Origin of the sequence: Bacillus sp. FSL K6-1338 (genome assembly GCF_038006965.1) — a bacterium.
Taxonomy (GTDB): domain Bacteria; phylum Bacillota; class Bacilli; order Bacillales; family Bacillaceae_G; genus Bacillus_A; species Bacillus_A thuringiensis_S.
The window spans coordinates 3250679-3269952 of the sequence record NZ_JBBOWI010000001.1 but is presented as its reverse complement, the minus strand read 5'-3'; the positions used below and the strand labels follow the sequence as shown (position 1 = coordinate 3269952).

Below are 19274 nucleotides of genomic sequence, written 5' to 3'. Positions count from 1 at the left end.
GAGATGAAGTTATAAATGATTACACCTATATTTAGAATTTTTGATATTGAAAAAGCAAAACTATTTTACATAGGTTTTTTAGGATTTAAACTGGATTGGGAACATCGGTATGAGGAAAATATGCCATTATATTTGCAAATTTCGTTACAGGATACTGTGATACATTTATCAGAACATCATGGTGATGCCTCACCAGGTGGTGCGATTCGGATCAAAATAGATGATGTAAAGGATTATCATTCTGTATTATTAAGTAAAGAATATGCTTATTCGAAGCCGAATATAGAAAAAACACCTTGGGGTACAATTGAATTAACTGTGATTGATCCGTTTTTAAATAGAATTATATTTTATGAGGAAAAATTGTCGGAGTAGAAAGGATTCATATACAAATATTCATGGGTTAAGTAGTGTAGTTACGTGGTAAATGTAATGAAGAGTAGTTCATAAAGTAGTGAACTGCTCTTTTTCATGTTGTTAAACAGATTGAATTATTGAAAAATAAATCGTATGATAAAATACATGAACAAATGAGCATATATTCATTTGTTGTAAGGAGGAGGGAAAAGATGTTAGATGCAATCATTGTTGGAGCTGGTCAAGCGGGATTGACAATAGGATACTACTTGAAGCAGGCAGGATATAATTTTTTATTACTCGAGGCAGGAAACCGAATTGGTGATTCATGGAGAAATAGATATGATTCTTTGCGGCTCTTTACACCGAGTGAATATAGTAGTTTACCAGGTAGGATATTAAAAGGAGCAAGGAATGAATTTCCACATAAAGATGAAATTGCAACTTATTTAGAAGAATATGCAAGACATTTTCAATTACCGGTACAATTACAAACGGAAGTTCTAAAAATAAAGAAAGAAAAAGAAATATTTGAATTACATACTCCTACAGAAATTTTACAAACGAAAAAAGTTATTATTGCATCAGGTGGTTTTCAGCAACCATTTATTCCCTCAGTTTCAGAAAATCTTTCACCACATATTTTTCAAATACATTCATCACAATATAGATCATCATCGCAAATTCCACAGGGGAAGGTACTTGTAGTAGGTGGCGGAAATTCAGGAATGCAAATCGCAGTAGAACTTGCAAAAACGCATGAAGTTACGGTGTCTATTAGTCATCCCTTAACGTTTTTACCGTTACAACTTTTTGGAAAAAGTATTTTTAATCTGCTAGAAAAAGTGGGTTTATTGTACGCTGAAATAAATACAAAGAGGGGAAGATGGTTTCAGAAGAGAAAGGACCCTATTTTCGGTTTTGAAGGTAAGAAACTTATTCGTAATGGAGCAATCAAACTACAAGAAAAAGTAGTAAGTGCATCAGGAAATAACATTATGTTTCAGAATGGTGATATTTATAGTGCAGAAAGCGTTATATGGTCAACTGGTTTTGTTCAAAATTATAATTGGATTGAAATTGAACAGGCAGTGAATGAGAAAGGGTTTCCTAATCATATAAAGGGAGTTAGTCCAGTAAGAGGATTGTATTATATCGGATTGCCGTGGCAATCTCAAAGAGGCTCTGCGCTTATTTGTGGTGTAGGAAAGGATGCAGTATATTTGCTTTCTGAAATCAAAAAAATAGATCAGTAGCAATAACTACTGATCATCCATATGTACATGAATTAGGAGAGGTCAAACATTTATTAACTTTATTATAATAGATTTTCACAGAATTAAAAACTGAAAATTCAAATTTCATGTTGAGAAAGTTTTTTGTATCGAAATATATGAAAAAATAGGGATTTTCATCCCACATTAACGGACAGTAAGGCCTCCACTGATTAAAGTTTCACTTTATTAAAAGGAAAAATGATATTTATATTTTAGTAAATTATGATATAGTCTAAATAAGTGTGTTTTTCCATAAATGTAATTATTTTCATTGTAGTTTCGTTTATATAAGGGAAGGAGAAGTAATTATGAAGTTTGATGATCAACGCTTACTAGGAGTCCGATTAGGTTCTGTACTTGTGACAGAGGAAAATCAATATTTAGTAATTAAGAAAAAAGATCATTATGCACTATTAAATATACATAATTTAGAATGCACTCATGTTGAAGTGCAGTTAGAACATTTGGAAGAAATGTTACATGAAGATTTCCAGGAAAGTATAACGGAGATTATCGCACCAGAACATATAAAAATTGTTGCGAAAAATGTTATATAGATAAAGAAGCTGGAAGGAACAGCTTCTTTATTTTCATTATAAGGATAACGTTTTTACAACCTCACCAATGATCCCTTCCATTTGATGAACACCTAAATCGGAATTGGTCATAATAACAGCGCCATTCCCGCAGTATGGATAACAAACCATCATACATTGAAATCCGACGCCCCATCCGAGTGAATAAATCTGTAATTCTTCATTAGAATCATCTAGAAAAACACCTAATCCAGTCCATTTTGAGCAACCTTGAGGAGAAATCATGTCTAGTACTAATTTTTGAGAAAGTTTTAGTTTGCCCTTTCCTTGTAAGGAATGAATGATTTCAATGACTAAAGCTGATAAGTCAGTGAAATAAAACAAATGAAAGTTAGTAAGGGGGAACATTCATGGAATTCTGGATGGTTATACCGATAGTAGCCTTTGGATTCATTTATATCGCTGAAAAATTAACTACAATTGAAAAGAAAAATGATGCGCGTTTAAAGAGAATTGAAGATAGATTACAATTAATTACGAAAGAATTGGGAATTGTAGAAAGAGAACCTGAAATTAATAAAGAACTACGCCAGCTTGTAGAAGAAGGCAAAAAAATTACAGCAGTTAAGAGAGTAAGAGAAGCTTTTGGTTTTTCCTTACTAGAAGCGAAGCAATATGTTGATAAATTATAAAAAAGATCACCCATTTGGGTGATCTTTTTCACTGCACCATGCGTGTATTTACATAAGCCGCGATTATAACGTGTCCAATTATAATGATAGGAAATAAGATTTTGGCATTAGGAGTAGTGAAGACACTACCGATTGTCGCAATGACACCAGCAATTAAATTATAAAGACCTACTATTTTTGATAGTGTCACTTTATCAAGCACGCGGCGTTCGTTGAATCCTGATAAGAGGCAAGTGTATTGTTTTACTCCGATGAAATAAGCTAGTGCAAATGAAATGATTGCTACTATGAATAATGATGGTGAAGCGAAGAGAGTCATTGCAAACACCTCCGTTAATGGGCTATAAATAAATTATAGTCTGAATGTTATAATTTAACAAAATACAATTTTGATTTTAAATGTAATAGAAAAATGGAGTATTTGTAATGAGGGGAGATTAAGTATGAATATTGTGGAGTTTCAGATTGGGATGACAAATTAACGAAGGAACTAATAGAAATGGTAGAAAAGAAATTTCAGAAGCGCGTAACGGATTTCATTATTACACATGCGCACGCTGATCGAATTGGCGGAATAAAAACGTTGAAAGAAAGAGGTATTAAAGCGCATAGTACAGCATTAACTGCAGAATTAGCAAAGAAAAATGGATATGAAGAGCCGCTTGGAGATTTACAAACAATTACGAGTTTGAAGTTTGGCAATACAAAAGTAGAAACGTTCCATCCAGGGAAAGGACGTACAGAAGATAATATTGTTGTTTGGTTGCCACAATATAAAATTTTAGCTGGAGGCTGTTTAGTGAAATCTGCGGAAGCAAAAGATTTAGGAAATGTTGCAGATGCATACGTAAATGAATGGTCTACATCGATTGAGAATGTGCTGAAGCGATATGGAAATATAGATTCGGTAGTACCTGGTCATGGAGAAGTAGGAGACAGAGGATTACTTTTACATACATTGGATTTATTAAAATAAGAAATTGTAGAAATACAAAAGAGAGGAGAAATAATTTTCTCCTCTCTTTCTTCTAACTATATTTAAATGCTGAATCTGTCGATTACGCCAGCATGTATTACTGAGATTTTAATTCCAAGTATACAAATACTAGAACTGTCATAATTGCTATAACAACGTAAGTAGCATCAAGCATTATAAGTGTTTTTAAAGTTTCAGTCATTCTAATTCACCCCTGTTATAAAAATATAACATGATCTTTTTATTGATTAGATAAGAGATCATAAAGATAAAATGTATATGAAATTTCTTAAGTAGTTTCTATATAAATATATCATATAAATAATGTAAGTAATGTTAAGATAGTGTAAATGTATTGTAAATAAAAAGCTTTACAATAAAGGCTTTAATAAAAAATGATAGTTCCTTAAAATAAAAAATACGCTATTCTTTCTATTGAATGATAGAAAAGGATGGCGTTTTTGTATGTCTATTTTCATATGTGATGAATTGCAACTATTTGTATAAGGGTTCAAAAAATTTTCGTTGTATATATTTCTCCAAATTAATTATTTAGCTATTTAAAAGTATCGAAAGATGTGTGCACACTAATGTACATTTTTTAGTGTCAATAAAAATATTATGTCAACAATATGAACTGTCACAAATCTTTATATATTATTGTGATTGATATCACATCACTTTTTTTCAATGGGTATTATGCTTAAGGTGTAATAAATGATTGGGAGAGGGTGGGATGATATGTTTTGTTATCAATGTGAACAAACGCCAACAGGCGGATGTAAAGTGATGGGTGTTTGTGGTAAGAATGAAACGATTGCGAGTTTACAAGATACGATTGTGTTTGGGCTAAAAGGAATTGCAGCTTATCGCACACATGCTGCTCAGCTAGGGTATACGGATGCATTTGTAGATGCTACAACACAAGAAGCTTTATATATGACATTAACAAATTCTAATTTTAACGAACAAGAGCATATTGATATGGCTATGAAAGTTGGGAAATCAGCTTTACGGGTGATGGAGTTATTGGATGAGGCACATACGAATCATTTTGGTGTGCCAGAACCTGTACAAATTACACAAAATCGTGTAGAAGGTAAAGCAATTGTAGTTACGGGCCATAATTTATTTGCATTAGAAGAACTATTAAAGCAAACAGAAGGAAAAGACATTAATATTTATACGCATTCTGAAATGCTACCAGCACACGGATACCCGCAGCTGAAAAAATATAAACATTTAAAAGGAAACATCGGTAAGGCATGGTATGATCAAAGACGCATTTTTGAAAAATTTACTGGTGCCATATTAGCTACAACGAACTGTGTTATGCCAATTAAAGGCTCGTACTCTGATCGATTCTTTTCATATGACATTGCAGGTTTAGAAGGTGTACAAAAAATTGAAAATGATGATTTTACAACGTTAATTCAAAAAACGCTAGAACTTCCAGAAGTACATATGGAGTCGGATGAACAGTTAGTGACAGGGTTTCATCATAATACAGTATTATCATTAGCTCCAGAAATTATTGACGCAGTAAAAAAAGGGAAAATAAAGCGTTTCTTTGTTATCGCCGGTTGTGATGCACCGGGAAAAGGCGGAGAATATTATCGTGAATTAGCAACGTCACTTCCGCCAGAAACGGTTATTTTAACAACTTCTTGCGGGAAATTCCGCTTTAATGATGTGGATTACGGTGTTGTACCTGGTACGGAAATTCCGCGTTACATTGATTTAGGACAGTGCAATAATTCAATTTCTACAGTGAAAATAGCGGCTGCTTTAGCTGATGCTTTTCAATGTGAAGTGAATGAATTGCCAGTAAGTATTGTCCTATCATGGTTTGAACAAAAAGCGGTTGCCATTTTACTAGGGCTATTTAGTCTTGGGATTCAAGATATTCGCATCGGTCCAAAGGCTCCTGAATTTATTTCAGCTGGCGTGCTTGATGTATTACAAGAAACATTTGGTTTAAAACTAATTACAAATGCAGCAGAAGATATGGCTATGATGTTATCGTAACGGAAAAGATGTTTTCACTTAATTGTGGCTTTATAAATCATTTGTATGTGTGTGAGTAAACGTACATACATACAAATGATTATTAATAAAGAAAATTTGCTATATCTATAAATTTTATAATTTTATAAAGCTTTTAAAGTGTAACACCACATACCCATCACCTTAAGATTTTAAGTATCCCCAAAACGAAATTTTTACATGAATATCTATAATTTCACCTCTTTTTCATTTGATTTGAAAATAAGCTTTCTATTTTTAAAAACCAACGATACCACCTCAAATTATATGAATAAAATCCATTCATTTATTAGGAAAATGGATTAAAAATAATAAGGTAGACTAAAAAGTAAAATATTATTTATGATAATCATTCTTTTATAAAATTCAAATTGGAAATAGCCCTACTCATTTTCAAAATGGAGGGGCTTTTTTTACTGTAAAATCAATATCTGCAGCTTATTTTTGTTGAAAAAATTCTCATTCTTATTTTGATAGTGATATGGGTACATATACATGCACATCAATCTTTTATTATGAAGTAGCCCTTGAATATATTGTTTTTTATTGACAGACATAAAAATGATTTATTTGCTGTATTGATAATTTATAGACGTTATAATAAAATATTTATGTATATGTAAACTTAATTTATTTTTGTTTGGTTTTCATTGGGAGGTTAGGCAGTGTTAATAACAATAAAATAATGGATATATCACCTGCAAAAAGAATGAAACCAATACGGAGAAGATGATTTCGTTAAAAATTCGAAAAATAAGCGTTATTAGCTCTTGAAGAAAAATGACTAGAAAAATTACAAGCATATGGAAAATAGGGTTATACAAAAAGTCTTAAAGGGGGACGGAATTATGGAGAAAAGAAAGTATTCAGTAACACCACAAGATCGAATGAATTATGTATTAGGTCTTTATTCTGCAGATCAACAAATTAATGCAGTTCTTTATTTTCCTGTAGGTATATCCAAGGAAATACTTGAAGAATCAGTAAGGATAACGTTGCAATTGCAACCAGTTTTGAACAGCCGGTTTGTAGAAAATGATATTCCTTACTGGGAGGAACATTCATCTGACACTAACTCATCTATTTGCTTTTTTGCAGAAGGAAATAATCAAGAACTTGAAATAATGGCAATAGATTTTATTAAAGAACCTGGTGATCGTATACAGGGGCCTATGGTTCAAACGAAATTATTACGGGGCACTACAACAGATATGTTAGTTGTGAAATTATCTCATCTATGTTCAGATGGTGCAGGAGTCAAGGAATATATTAAATTGCTTGGAACAATATATACGCACCTTTCATTGGGACGGTCTAAGAAGCAAATTATAAAGGAATTTGATGAGGGAAATGAGAGTTGTCGAGATCAATCACATGTATTCAAATACGCTGGAATATCGGACATAAAAAGTGCGTATCGTCCTAACCAAGAACAACAGGCATCGTTATGGTCTTTTCCATCTCAACCTAACAAAAATAAATTTCCCCAAATGTCCGTACGGCGATTGAGCCATGAGCAAACTCTACGTTTAACCCAATGGACAAAAGCACAACAGGCTACCTTGAATGATGTAATCATGACTGCATACTTCCGAGCTTTATCACATTTCACTGTGTATGCAGAACCTCGCACTGCAGAAAAAATGATTGGCTTGACAATTGATTTACGTCGATATCTGCCTAATAATACAACTGGTGCTATTTGCAACTTATCCGGTATGGAAATGCCAGTGATTAAAATGGAAGACGATGAAACATTTAAGCAGACTCTTGTTCGAGTTAAACAATCAATGGATAAAATAAAGTCTCAAAATCCAGGTCTTTCTTCAGCAGCAGGAATGGAGCTACTGGCAGAAATGAAGCTATCTACAGTGAAGGAAATGTATAATCAGCAATATGAAGAGGCTGTACAGATGGGGATGGCGTTGCCATTACTGACAAATTTGGGAGTGATCGCTGAGGAACCTATTCAGTTTGGTCAAATTCAAGCTGAGGACGGGTATATGGCATCGCCTATTATGTATGCACCATTCTTTTCAATGGGAGTAAGCTCTTATAATGGAAGACTTACATTTACGATTGGTTATCATGTGCCGGATACATCAAAAGAAAAGGTAGAAAAATTTTTAGATAGTGTTGTGAATCAACTATCAGAAATAAAATAAAAGAGAATATAGAGAACAAATTTCTAACAGAATTGTATTTTAGGGGCTCGTATCATGTACGGATAATCTCTGGGAATTTTCTCTGACCGCACTTGCCTTTATGCTTTATATGCAATGGGAATGGTAGTGAGAAACAATTTGTATCGTGAAAAAACATGATATATCGGTATGAAAACAATAAAGCAGAGCTGATTTAAATTACACTTTGAATCAGCGCTGTTTTACTAGTTTGACGGCCCTTACAACAAAAAAAGGAGACTGTATCCGGTTAGGGTAAAGCGGATTTTTAATTTTTTTGAAAATAAAGTTGACATCCACAACTACTTAGTCATACAATGTAGTTGTAATAAGTAATACTGAATAGTGTAGTTTTACTCAAAAGCTATTCAGTAAAAATTCGCCTTAGTACTCTGTAGTACTGAATATAAGCCAGACAGAATAGGGGGTAAAGGAGGATCAGGACATGGAAAATTTAACTGAAATGCTGAAAGGTTCACTGGAAGGGTGTGTACTGGAAATCATTAGTCGCCGTGAAACGTATGGCTATGAGATTACCCGCCACCTGAATGATCTTGGGTTTACCGAAGTTGTAGAAGGTACGGTGTATACTATCCTCGTACGATTAGAGAAGAAAAAGCTTGTGAATATTGAAAAGAAACCATCAGATATGGGGCCTCCTCGTAAGTTTTATTCATTAAATGAAGAAGGCCGCCAGGAGCTTGAATTGTTTTGGGAAAAATGGGATTTTGTATCGTCAAAAATTAACGTCTTGAAGTCAAAATAGGTTCATAAGATAAAATGTTCTGGCCGATACTTTGAGAATTTCTTGTTCGGCTTTATAAAAAAGGAGGAAAATAAGATGTTAGAAATGTTCAAAAAGTTAATTGGTGATAAAAAAGAGTACAAAATGATGATGGCACGAGTTGAGGCTCTGCCAGAGGACTACCAATTTGTATTTAAGAAAATTCAAAACTACATGTGGAATTTCTCAGCGGGTAACGGGATGGATATGTTACACATACAGTATGAATTAATCGATTTGTTCGAAGCGGGTGCAGCGGAAGGAAGACAAGTGCTTGACATTACTGGGGATGACGTGGCTTCCTTTGCTGACGAACTAGTGGCAAACGCTAAAACGTATGTCTCCAAGTATCGTGAAGATTTGAATGAAAGTATTATGAAGAAATTGAGAAAAAAATAAATGCAATTAGTAATACCGACTGATTAGCTGGTTACAAATGTGAATTGCCGCCATCGCTATTCAGTTATATTTTTAAACCAGTACTAAGTAATACAGATTATCAGTGATACTAAATAGAGGGTGTATGTAATCTAATTTTATAAGGGGGAAAAAGTATGAGCAATGCAGCAATTTCTATAAAAGGGTTAAAAAAATCTTTTAAAGATAAAGAAGTCTTAGAGGGAGTGGATTTTGAGGTGCAGCGTGGCGAAATTTTTGCGCTGCTAGGCTCAAATGGAGCGGGAAAGACGACAACGGTCAATATCCTTTCGACGTTAATGAAACAAGATGATGGTGAAGTGAGTATTTGCGGTTTTGACGTCCAGCGACAACCAGATCATGTTCGTCAAAGCATCAGTATGACAGGACAGTTCGCAGCTTTAGACGGCATGCTTACTGGAAGGGAAAACTTGATAATGATCGCTAAGTTACGTGGTGTTTCCAATCCCGCACAAGTTGCTGATAATCTACTTGCAAGATTTAGCCTGACTGATGCGGCCAACCAGAGGGCAGACCAGTATTCAGGCGGGATGAAGCGCCGACTTGATATCGCAATGAGTTTGATTGGGGCGCCAGCAGTTATTTTTCTTGACGAACCAACGACTGGACTTGATCCGGAAGCGCGGATCGAAGTGTGGGATACCGTCAAGGAACTTGCCGGCAGCGGCACAACGATCTTGCTCACTACTCAGTACTTGGAGGAAGCGGAACAACTGGCGGACCGTATCGCTATTTTGCATGGCGGAAAAATTATTACGACAGGTACTCTTACTGAACTGAAAGAGATGTTCCCGCCAGCAAAAGTAGAGTATATCGAGAAGCAGCCGACGTTGGAAGAAATTTTCCTTGCGATTATCGGTAAAAAGGAGGAGATGTAAATGAAAAGCAAAACAGGGGTATTACTAGGGCGCTTAATGCGCAATATTATGCGTAGTCCGGATACAATTATTACGGTAGCAATTACACCGATTATGATGATGCTATTATTTGTTTACGTATTTGGCGGGGCTATAAAGACAGGAACGGATAACTACGTTAATTATTTATTGCCGGGAATTTTGCTAATGGCTATCGCATCCGGTGTAGCTTACACTTCCGTGCGACTATTTACGGATGTAAAGAGTGGGCTGATGGCACGTTTCATTACGATGCCTATTAAGCGCTCATCGATATTGTGGGCTCACGTTTTAACCTCTTTTGTTGCTAATGTACTTACTATCGTGGTGGTTATTCTTGTTGCATTATTAATGGGTTTCCGTTCCAGTGCTAATATTCTAGAGTGGCTCGCGGTAGCTGGAATACTTGGGATGTTTACGCTGGCGCTAACATGGCTAGCTATCATTCCAGGATTGAAAGCGAAGTCTATGGAAGGGGCGACTGCTTACTCGTACCCGCTAGTTTTTCTTCCATTTATTAGTTCGGCCTTTGTGCCTACCGAAACGATGCCAAAAATTGTTCGTGCGTTTGCAGAGAATCAGCCTGTAACTTCAATCGTGAATGCGATTCGTGCTCTTTTATATGAAGGAACTGTGGGTAACGATATTTGGATTGCACTCGCTTGGTGCGTAGGTATAATGGTCATCTCTTACTTTTTCGCCAGTAAAGCATTTAAACGTCAGTTAGGGTAAGAAACGAGATAAACGAAACCTTCAGGAATAATATATATTTAGAAAAGCACGGGAGATTTTCCGTGCTTTTATTATTTATCATGCTCTCATTGTAGTAAATGAAATGGTATTTAAAAATAGGATAATTATCCAGTGATAAAGCTTAATATTTGAGGCTCACTGCTTATGGAATGTATAAGCACACTCGTTTTTGTAAATCTGCTAATACTTCATCGGGTATTTCTTTGATTTTAATATCCTTCCCTAGAAAAAGCAGCCAATTTATTATTTCCATCACTTCATCGGGATTGTTAACATTGATAAAAGTTTTTAAAATGGCTGTGGATTGGTAAGGATTAGTATAAGATATTGAAATTTTTAAAGGATGGTATTTTTTGAACTGGGCAATTGCTGTCGGACCAAGTTCAAATACAAGGTTAATTGCTTCGTCCTTCTTACTTAGTTTTTCTAAAATATTTTTCTTATTTAGCCTTTTGTTCGTCGTGTATGGTTCGATATTAATGAGATCATCGACAGGAAACATCATCTTCTTTTCTTCTTTTAAGTCAAACCCTTCAATGATCCAATGGCTTTTTTCTTGATAAAGGTGCAATAGATAAATTGGATAAGACTTGATTTCTTCATCTTCTTTGATAGTAATCAATAAATGGTTATCTAAAAGAAGGATTTGAATGAGTTTTTCTAACATAGGATGGGGGAGATCAGAAAGCTCAAGTAGATCGGGATTATAAGGATTAGTCCCTTGGAAAAGCAAGAGTTGATTTAAAAGAACGAGATCATCTTGCTGGGTTTCTGAGATGAGTCCTAGTAGTTTTTCGGCTAAAGATTGACGACTCTTTAGGTAGGGAAGTTGTTGATTCCTCGTAGCCATAAAGGCAATAAAAAGAGCTTTCACTTCATTATCAGTAAAGCGAACAACGGGCAGGATAGAGTTGTGCATAACAAAATATCCCCCGGTCCTCCCAACTTCAGCGACAAGTGGCATTCCCATAGCTTCAATTTCTCTAATGTCTCTAATAGCTGTCGACCGTGATATGTTAAATTCTTGTATAATTTCAGATATTGTAAAGTGGGAGCGGTTGTTGATATACCGCATAATTGTATTAATCCGTTCAACTTTTTTCATTTTGGTCTCCTAAACAGTATCATTTTTTGACATGGTTTAAAGGTATTATAAACGTATCAGATGAAAAGATAAATCATTTGAATCATTTTAAAAGAAGGAAGGTTTTGAATATGAAAAATTATACGATTGAAGAAAAAGATAGCTTTATTGTGTTAGGTATTGGAACTGAAATTAAGAGTGACTATACAGACTTTGCTGGGATAAATAAAGAAAAGGAAGACTTTTGGTCGGCTGTTAAAGAAGATGGAAGGCTGGACACTTTAAAAGCTTTAGCTACAAATGAATACATTTTTTCCGTGAGCGAAGCGGTGAATAACAAAATGATGTATTATGGGGGTGTCATGACAGAAGCACAAATAGAAGAAGAATCTAGAGTGATTCAGTTTCCGAGGGGAGAATACTTAGTAGTGAAAGGGGAAGACAAAACGGCTAAAGAGCTAAGTAATAAGCTTACTGGCATCGCCTTCGGTCAAGCTTTACCAGAAGCAAAGGATTTTGCCTATGTTGGTGGACCGAATACAACGGTTGAGATGGGACAGAGAAATGGCCTAGTATTTGGTGAAATGTGGATTCCGGTTGTTAGGAAGTAAAGTGATAAAAGGTGCGAATATGGAAAGTAGAGGCTAATGATCTTGTATTGTTGGCCTTTTTGAAATGAATATAATATTCATATACTGCTACACAGTATGTTCTGATAAAATGGAATAAAAGGGAATTACTGTAAGGTGGTGGTGGGGAGAATAAAAAAGGCTATTTGAGCTATTCATAGTAACGTTTGTTTTTCTATTCCTTCATGTAAGTACATTTACTAATGAAAGATTTAACGATAAATTGGGATCCTTTACTTTCATTGTGCTACTTCTTATGCTTTCTATTTACACTGCATTTATAGAAAAGTATTTTGATGATATACAAAAGTGGATTCGAAATATTACATGTTGCTTTGCTTTATTCGTAGTGGTTTTAGTAGCTCTATGGATAGGTTATTTTTAGTCCTTACTTAAGAGAATGAGAAATATGTGATTACACTACATTCGATTCGACAATATGACTTAGCTGCATCGGTTTATATTAATCTTTTCTCTCCTCAATCATGATAAAATGTACAAAATGAGAATCCAATTTAATAGATATTATAAGAAAACCATCAATTTGATTATCCTTTTTCAAATTGATGGTTTTTATTTTTGAAATAAATATGTATTTTTTAAAAAAATATTTTTTGACCCCCATAAAACTATGTATTCCTCCGAATATGTATAGTGAAGAAAATAAATAGAAGAAAAATGACTATGAAAGAATATAGAAGCATTAATAAATTTACTAGATTAAGTGGGCATCCGAAATAAAAGGATGAAATTACCAATGATATAGAGAAGAGTTATTCAAGGATTGCAGATAAAATAGAAAAAGAATAAGCAAAACGAACGGTAGAAAATAAGAAAGTAGATAAAAATTAAAACTTAACTTTTGTGCCGAGAGAAAAGGAAAATCATTAAGAAAACGTTAGGAAAAGTTAGAATCGAAAAATATAACTAACAGCAAGAAGACAAGACCGAAGAAAAGTACCAAGAAAATCTGGTTAAATGGTCACTTGTGTAGTGGCCATTTTGCTATTTGAAGGAGGCTGGGAGATTACAAGTGTTGAGTTTAGTAATGAAGATCTTAAGAAAACCGAAAATAGAAGATATCGTATGTAACATACAAAACAACGAAGAAGACAAAGAAGCGTTTATCGTACAGTATCAGCCTTTTATTAGAAAATCAATCTCATCTGTCTGCCGCCGATATATTACAGAACAGGATGATGAATATAGCATTGGATTGTTTGCGTTTAACGAAGCAATTGAACAGTATTCATATACAAAAGGAAAATCCTTTTTAGCGTTTGCTGATCTTCTTATAAAAAGAGATGTAATTGACTATATACGTAAGGAGTCTAAACATAACTTTGTCTTTTTAAAAGAAGATGAGCAAGAGGAAATGTTAGAAATGCAAGTATCGCTTACGGAGTATATGAAAGAGATGGAAAATAGTAACCGTAAGGAGGAAATTCTTCATTTTCAAAGTGTGCTAGCTGAGTTTAAAATCACATTCTCAGAGCTTGCTAAAGAATCTCCTAAGCATCGTGATACACGTGAGCACTTAATAGAAATTGTAAAAATTATTATAAAAGAAGAGGAAATGATGGAAGAGCTGTTCCGAAAGAAAAAGTTACCGCTTAAACATATAGAACCACGTGTTAGGGTAAGTCGTAAAACGTTGGAACGACATAGAAAATACATTATTGCAATGTGTATTATTTTTGCAAACAACTATACATATATTCTGGATTACATAAGAGGGGAAAAGCATGATGAATAAAGGAATTGTGATGGATATAAAAAAGCATAGCGTAGTTGTTTTAACACCAAATGGAGAGTTTATTACGTGTAAAAGAAAAGGGGATTCTTGCATAATCGGGGAGGAAATCTTATTTGATGAGCAAGAACAAAAAGCATCGCATTTTTCGATCCCTTCCTTTTTAAAACCTGCATCAATACTTGTTGCTTGTTTTCTATTTGCAGTGCTGTTTTTCTACAACCAACCAGAAGAAAAAGTATTTGCTTACGTCTCAGTTGATATAAATCCAAGTTTAGAGGTGAGCGTAACAAAGGATTTTCGTGTTATAGATTTGCAGGCTTGTAATGATGATGGAAGGCGTATTTTAAAAGAATTGAAGCAATGGGAAAATAAACAATTGCAAGAAGTAATACGTAGGATTATAAAGCAAAGTCAAGAGGATAAGTATTTAACGAATGATAAGCAAGTTATGCTAACAGCTGTTGCAAAGGACAAGGCACTAGAACCACAGTTGGAAAAGGCGATGAAAGAATTAAAGAAAGAATATGAGCTAAAACATATTACAGTTGAATATCAAAGTAGCACAATGCAAGTACGAGAGAATGCTAGAAAAGCTGGAATTGGCACAGGTGTCTATATAAAGCAAGAGAGTGAGAAGAACAAATCGCTTACGCCTCCTGCCACGCCGTCTAATCCGGTGGAAAACGAAGAAGAGATACAATTGCAGCCGGAGTCATCTCCTGATGCATCACCGGATTTGTCTCCCGTACAAGAAAAAAAATATGAGAAGCCAGAGCATAAAGAACAAAAGAAAACAGAAGAACAGCCATCGAAGCAAATAAAAGAAAACAATGGAAGAGGATCCCAGCAAGAAAATAGAGGGAATCAACAGGAGAATAACAGTAGAGAATCTCAACAGGGAAATAATGGGGACCGACAAGGGAACAATGGAAGAGGATCTCAACAAGGAAATAATGGGAATCAGCAAGGTAACAACGGAAGAGGATCTCAACAAGGAAATAATGGGAATCAGCAAGGGAACAACGGAAGAGGATCCCAACAAGGAAATAATGGGAATCAGCAAGGGAACAACGGAAGAGGATCTCAACAAGGGGATAATGGAAATCAGCAAGGGAACAACGGAAGAGGATCTCAACAAGGAAATAATGGGAATCAGCAAGGAAACAATGGAAGAGGACCCCAGAAAGAAAATGATGGAAACGAGCAAGGGAACAATGGTAGGGGGTCTCAACAAGAAAATAGAGGCCACCAGCAAGGGAATGAAAAGAAGAATCAATAGAATATGGAAGTGAGAGATTCATTTCAAAGCTAAAAGGATTTCTCTCGCTATTGTGGGCAGTAAAACTCCCATCTCAAAATTTGGCTTGGGCAAAGAATTTAGGTGGGGGTTGGGCTGCTTGTAAATGCCCAATTGGTGAGGGCTGATTAAAGTTGCACTTTATTATTCTATAGTTCTATTAAGAAGGAGTATGTGAAAAATATAATGGAGAAAAACATTCAACAAGAGAAAGATAAAGAAAAACCTGTTTTTTATGATCCGAAAGGAAGGAGAAACATAGCCTTTATTTGGTTTCTATGTATTTCAATAGTTAGTGTAGGTGTTGTATTTTATTTTTTCTTTCAAAGTATTTTTTCAACACCAGAAATTCCAAACATGAATCCTACTGTAAAACAAGATACGAAACTTGTACCAATTAATCAAAAACTTAGTGAGGAGCAGTTAAAGAACGAAGAATTCAAGCCAAATACCGAAATGAAGGATAATAAAAATTTGGTGAATTCGACAAACGATAGTAAACAACCTAAAGAAGTGTATGGTTTTTATGTAAACTGGGATGAAAATAGTACCGCTTCTTTAAAAGAAAATATCGATTCATTAACCACGTTAGTACCAGAATGGTATCATTTAAAAGAAGATTTAACGATTAGAAGTGAGATAAAACCTGAGATTGTAAAACTAGCAAAAAAAAATCATGTGAAAATTATGCCGTTACTTACTAACTATACAGAAAAAGCTTCTGGCCCTGATAGTGAGCTTATCCATAAGTTACTGAATTCGCCGAATGATGTGAAGACGAAATTTATTAATGATTTAGTAAGCCAAGTTAAAAAGAATCAGTTTTCAGGTATTAATATTGACTTTGAGGCCGTACCTGAAAGTGATAGAGAAAACTTAACAAATTTTATGAAAGAACTTACTACGGAATTTCATGAACATGATTTGCTCGTTACACAAGATGTTCCAGCTAATGATAAGGCTTTTGATTATAGTGCGTTAGCAAAAATAATAGATCGAATGATTGTAATGATGTACGATGAGCACTATGGAGCCGGGGAACCAGGACCAATTGCTTCAAATAAATGGTTCCAACATACATTAAAAGAACTGAATATTCCGTCTAATAAGCTTATAGTTGCTTTCGGTAACTATGGATATGATTGGGAAGTGAATAGTAAAGAAGCTGCGAAGTCTTTAACTTTCTCAGAAGTTATGGCAATGGCTCATGATTCAAATATGAAAATTCAATGGGATAACATGAGTGGAAATCCTTATTTTAGATATAAAACAGGAGAGAAAGAACATACTGCATGGTTCTTAGACGGTGTTACTCTCTATAATCAAGTGAAAATCGCAATGGACAACAATGCAAAGGGGGTTGCGTTATGGAGATTGGGAGCAGAAGATCCTACAATATGGAAAGTTTTAAAAAATCCTATTGAGGCACAAAAAAATCCTAATGTATTACATAAAATCAATAGTTTAGATGAAGTAAATTATTCTGGACAAGGTGAAATTTTACAGATTGAGAATGAAAGAAAAAATGGATTGAGAGATTTTAAAGTAGGCAAAGATGGTTATCTTACAGATGAAGTATATCAATCCTTACCATCTGCATACGAAGTGCAACGATATGGAAAACCGAAAGGGAAACAAGTAGTATTAACATTTGATGATGGACCAGACCCGAAATATACGCCAGAAATTTTAAATATATTAAAAGAGAATAAAATAAAAGCTGCTTTTTTTGTCCTTGGTGAAAACGCACAACTAAATCCTAGTATTGTAAAAAGAATATACGATGAAGGGCATGAAATTGGCAATCATACTTTCAAGCATCCTAACGTAGCTGATACGTCTTTACTACGAACAAAAGTAGAACTTAATACGACGCAACGTCTGATCCAGGAAATAACTGGGCATTCTACAGTTTTGTTTAGGCCACCATACGAAGCGGATGCTAACCCGGATTCCTCAAATGAAATAGTGCCTATTTTACGGGCGCAAAATATGAACTATACAATGGTAGCAGAAAAAGTGGATCCCGAAGACTGGGCAACACCATCAACAAATGAATTAGTAAAGCGTGCTCTTAATCCCGTTTATAAGGGAGAGGGAAATATTATTCTTCTTCATGATGCGGGAGGGAATCGTACCCATACAGTAGAGGCGCTCCCAATCATTATTAAAGACCTAAGAAAGCATGGATATAGTTTTGTAACAATCTCGGATTTAATGAATAAAGAACGAGAGGAAATTATGCCTCCTGTTTCTTCAGAGGGGAAGCAATATTTACTTTACAATAAAGCTGTCTTTTCAGGGGCAGGATACTTTAAACATATATTAACAACTATTTTTTATGTTGCTATTGGATTAGGGATTTTTCGATTCTTATTCTTAATTTATTTTGCATGGAAGCAGAAAAGAAAAACGCTATCTCGCTATATTAATTCGTCATATCAACCTTTTGTTAGTGTTGTCATAGCGGCATATAATGAAGAAAAGGTGATAGCTAAGACGATTCGCTCAATTTTGGATAGTAATTATAGAGAATTTGAAGTTATTGTTGTGGATGACGGATCGACAGATGATACGTCAAAAGTAATGAAAGAAACATTTTATAAACACTCTAAAGTTCGTTTCATTCAGAAAGAAAACGGCGGGAAATCATCGGCAATGAACCTAGCGTTTCAACAATCGCGAGGAGAAATCATTGTTACTTTAGATGCGGACACTATTATTGCGCAAGACGCCATTTCTCTAATGATTAGACACTTTGAAGATCAGAATGTAGCAGCAGTTTCAGGTAATGTTAAAGTGGGGAATAGACGAAATTTGTTAACTACTTGGCAACATGTTGAGTATATTACAGGGTTTAATTTAGAACGTAGAGCTTTTGATGAGTTAAATTGTATTACAGTTGTTCCAGGGGCTATTGGGGCGTGGCGCAAGAAGAATGTAGTTGAATCTGGATATTTAAGCGAAGATACATTAGCAGAAGATACGGATCTTACTATTACATTTTTACGTCAAGGGCATAGAATTGTATATGAAGAAAAAGCGTATGCTTTTACGGAATCACCTGAAGATGTGAAAAGTCTTATTAAACAGCGGTATCGTTGGTCATATGGTACGCTCCAATGTCTTTGGAAACATCGAAAAGCTTTGTGTAATTCAAAACATAAAACATTAGGGTTTATTGCATTGCCTAACATGTGGTTATTCCAATATGTTCTGCAATTCATTGCTCCTTTAGCGGATATATTAATGATCATGGGGCTATTTGGTAGCGATCCGCTAAAAGTTTTAGGATTTTATTTTGTATTCTTTTTATTAGATCTGCTCGCATCTCTGTTTGCATTTAAATTAGAGGAAGAGAACCCTAAACCGTTAGTGTGGTTAATTTTACAACGCTTTATTTATCGTCAATTTATGACTTATGTTGTCATTAAATCTATATGTTCATCGCTTCGAGGAGTAGCGGTAGGATGGAATAAACTAAAGAGAATGGGGAGTGTTAAACATTCCACGGAACATAAGGAGGCATCATAAGAGAGCAGACTTGAAGTGACCCCTAAAAGTTAGACA

Annotated in this window: 17 protein-coding genes and 2 pseudogenes; 16 read left to right on the top strand and 3 right to left on the bottom strand. The window is 34.7% G+C overall.

What is annotated here, in order from left to right; genetic code table 11:
- The first annotated feature begins 15 nt into the window (after window positions 1-15).
- From NZ044_RS16815 to NZ044_RS16805, 3 genes are all read left to right on the top strand, one after another.
- Complete coding sequence (locus NZ044_RS16815) at window positions 16-375, top strand: glyoxalase superfamily protein (protein WP_000632392.1); 360 nt, start codon at window positions 16-18, stop codon at window positions 373-375.
- A 194-nt stretch (window positions 376-569) separates the two neighbouring features.
- Window positions 570-1613, top strand: a complete 1044-nt coding sequence (locus NZ044_RS16810) for a flavin-containing monooxygenase (protein WP_000882899.1) — start codon at window positions 570-572, stop codon at window positions 1611-1613.
- 329 nt (window positions 1614-1942) lie between these two features.
- On the top strand, window positions 1943-2191 hold the full coding sequence (locus NZ044_RS16805; protein ID WP_000666947.1) for a hypothetical protein: 249 nt from the start codon (window positions 1943-1945) through the stop codon (window positions 2189-2191).
- 36 nt (window positions 2192-2227) lie between these two features.
- Here the strand turns inward: NZ044_RS16805 and NZ044_RS16800 are convergent.
- Window positions 2228-2542 (bottom strand): annotated as a pseudogene (locus NZ044_RS16800) (serine hydrolase domain-containing protein); the annotation flags it as partial.
- A gap of 38 nt (window positions 2543-2580) precedes the next feature.
- Between NZ044_RS16800 and NZ044_RS16795 the strand changes: the two are divergent.
- Complete coding sequence (locus NZ044_RS16795; RefSeq protein WP_000397727.1) at window positions 2581-2862, top strand: hypothetical protein; 282 nt, start codon at window positions 2581-2583, stop codon at window positions 2860-2862.
- 28 nt (window positions 2863-2890) lie between these two features.
- On the opposite strand, the gene NZ044_RS16790 is transcribed toward NZ044_RS16795, so the two are convergent.
- Window positions 2891-3181 (bottom strand): DUF3784 domain-containing protein, encoded by a 291-nt coding sequence (locus NZ044_RS16790; RefSeq protein WP_000171767.1) that lies wholly within the window; start codon window positions 3179-3181, stop codon window positions 2891-2893.
- Between the two features lie 141 nt (window positions 3182-3322).
- Between NZ044_RS16790 and bla the strand changes: the two are divergent.
- From bla to NZ044_RS16755, 7 genes and pseudogenes are all read left to right on the top strand, one after another.
- Window positions 3323-3838, top strand: a pseudogene (gene bla / locus NZ044_RS16785) (subclass B1 metallo-beta-lactamase); the annotation flags it as partial.
- 741 nt (window positions 3839-4579) lie between these two features.
- Window positions 4580-5866 (top strand): hydroxylamine reductase, encoded by a 1287-nt coding sequence (hcp, locus tag NZ044_RS16780; RefSeq protein WP_340949872.1) that lies wholly within the window; start codon window positions 4580-4582, stop codon window positions 5864-5866.
- Between the two features lie 866 nt (window positions 5867-6732).
- A complete protein-coding gene (locus tag NZ044_RS16775; protein ID WP_098506624.1) occupies window positions 6733-8049 on the top strand; it encodes a condensation domain-containing protein in 1317 nt (438 codons plus the stop codon).
- A 463-nt stretch (window positions 8050-8512) separates the two neighbouring features.
- Window positions 8513-8833: a PadR family transcriptional regulator gene (locus NZ044_RS16770; protein ID WP_000429487.1), complete on the top strand. Its 321-nt coding sequence runs from the start codon at window positions 8513-8515 to the stop codon at window positions 8831-8833.
- 75 nt (window positions 8834-8908) lie between these two features.
- Window positions 8909-9250 (top strand): DUF1048 domain-containing protein, encoded by a 342-nt coding sequence (locus tag NZ044_RS16765; RefSeq protein WP_000891986.1) that lies wholly within the window; start codon window positions 8909-8911, stop codon window positions 9248-9250.
- 155 nt (window positions 9251-9405) lie between these two features.
- Window positions 9406-10167 (top strand): ABC transporter ATP-binding protein, encoded by a 762-nt coding sequence (locus NZ044_RS16760; RefSeq protein WP_098506625.1) that lies wholly within the window; start codon window positions 9406-9408, stop codon window positions 10165-10167.
- Window positions 10168-10917, top strand: a complete 750-nt coding sequence (locus tag NZ044_RS16755) for an ABC transporter permease (protein ID WP_000837798.1) — start codon at window positions 10168-10170, stop codon at window positions 10915-10917.
- A 163-nt stretch (window positions 10918-11080) separates the two neighbouring features.
- Here NZ044_RS16755 and NZ044_RS16750 read toward each other — a convergent pair whose 3' ends face one another.
- The gene (locus NZ044_RS16750) at window positions 11081-12043 is read right to left on the bottom strand and encodes a helix-turn-helix transcriptional regulator (RefSeq protein ID WP_098506626.1); all 963 of its coding nucleotides are present in this window, start codon (window positions 12041-12043) and stop codon (window positions 11081-11083) included.
- A 110-nt stretch (window positions 12044-12153) separates the two neighbouring features.
- On the opposite strand from NZ044_RS16750, the gene NZ044_RS16745 reads away from it, so the two are divergent.
- The 5 genes from NZ044_RS16745 (at window position 12154) to NZ044_RS16725 (ending at window position 19238) form a co-directional block, all read left to right on the top strand.
- Entirely contained in the window at window positions 12154-12633 is a 480-nt protein-coding gene (locus tag NZ044_RS16745; protein WP_086403308.1) for a GyrI-like domain-containing protein, read from the top strand.
- A 175-nt stretch (window positions 12634-12808) separates the two neighbouring features.
- Window positions 12809-13036, top strand: coding sequence for a DUF3963 domain-containing protein (locus NZ044_RS16740; RefSeq protein WP_082180115.1), 228 nt, complete (start codon window positions 12809-12811; stop codon window positions 13034-13036).
- Between the two features lie 648 nt (window positions 13037-13684).
- Entirely contained in the window at window positions 13685-14407 is a 723-nt protein-coding gene (gene sigI, locus NZ044_RS16735; RefSeq protein WP_002082432.1) for an RNA polymerase sigma factor SigI, read from the top strand.
- Window positions 14397-15686 carry an anti-sigma-I factor RsgI family protein gene (locus NZ044_RS16730; protein ID WP_000981215.1) on the top strand — a complete coding sequence of 430 codons (1290 nt, stop codon included), beginning with the start codon at window positions 14397-14399 and terminating at the stop codon, window positions 15684-15686. The genes sigI and NZ044_RS16730 overlap by 11 nt, the downstream gene beginning before the upstream one ends.
- A 204-nt stretch (window positions 15687-15890) precedes the next feature.
- Window positions 15891-19238 carry a glycosyltransferase gene (locus NZ044_RS16725; RefSeq protein WP_000414294.1) on the top strand — a complete coding sequence of 1116 codons (3348 nt, stop codon included), beginning with the start codon at window positions 15891-15893 and terminating at the stop codon, window positions 19236-19238.
- Window positions 19239-19274 lie beyond the last annotated feature (36 nt).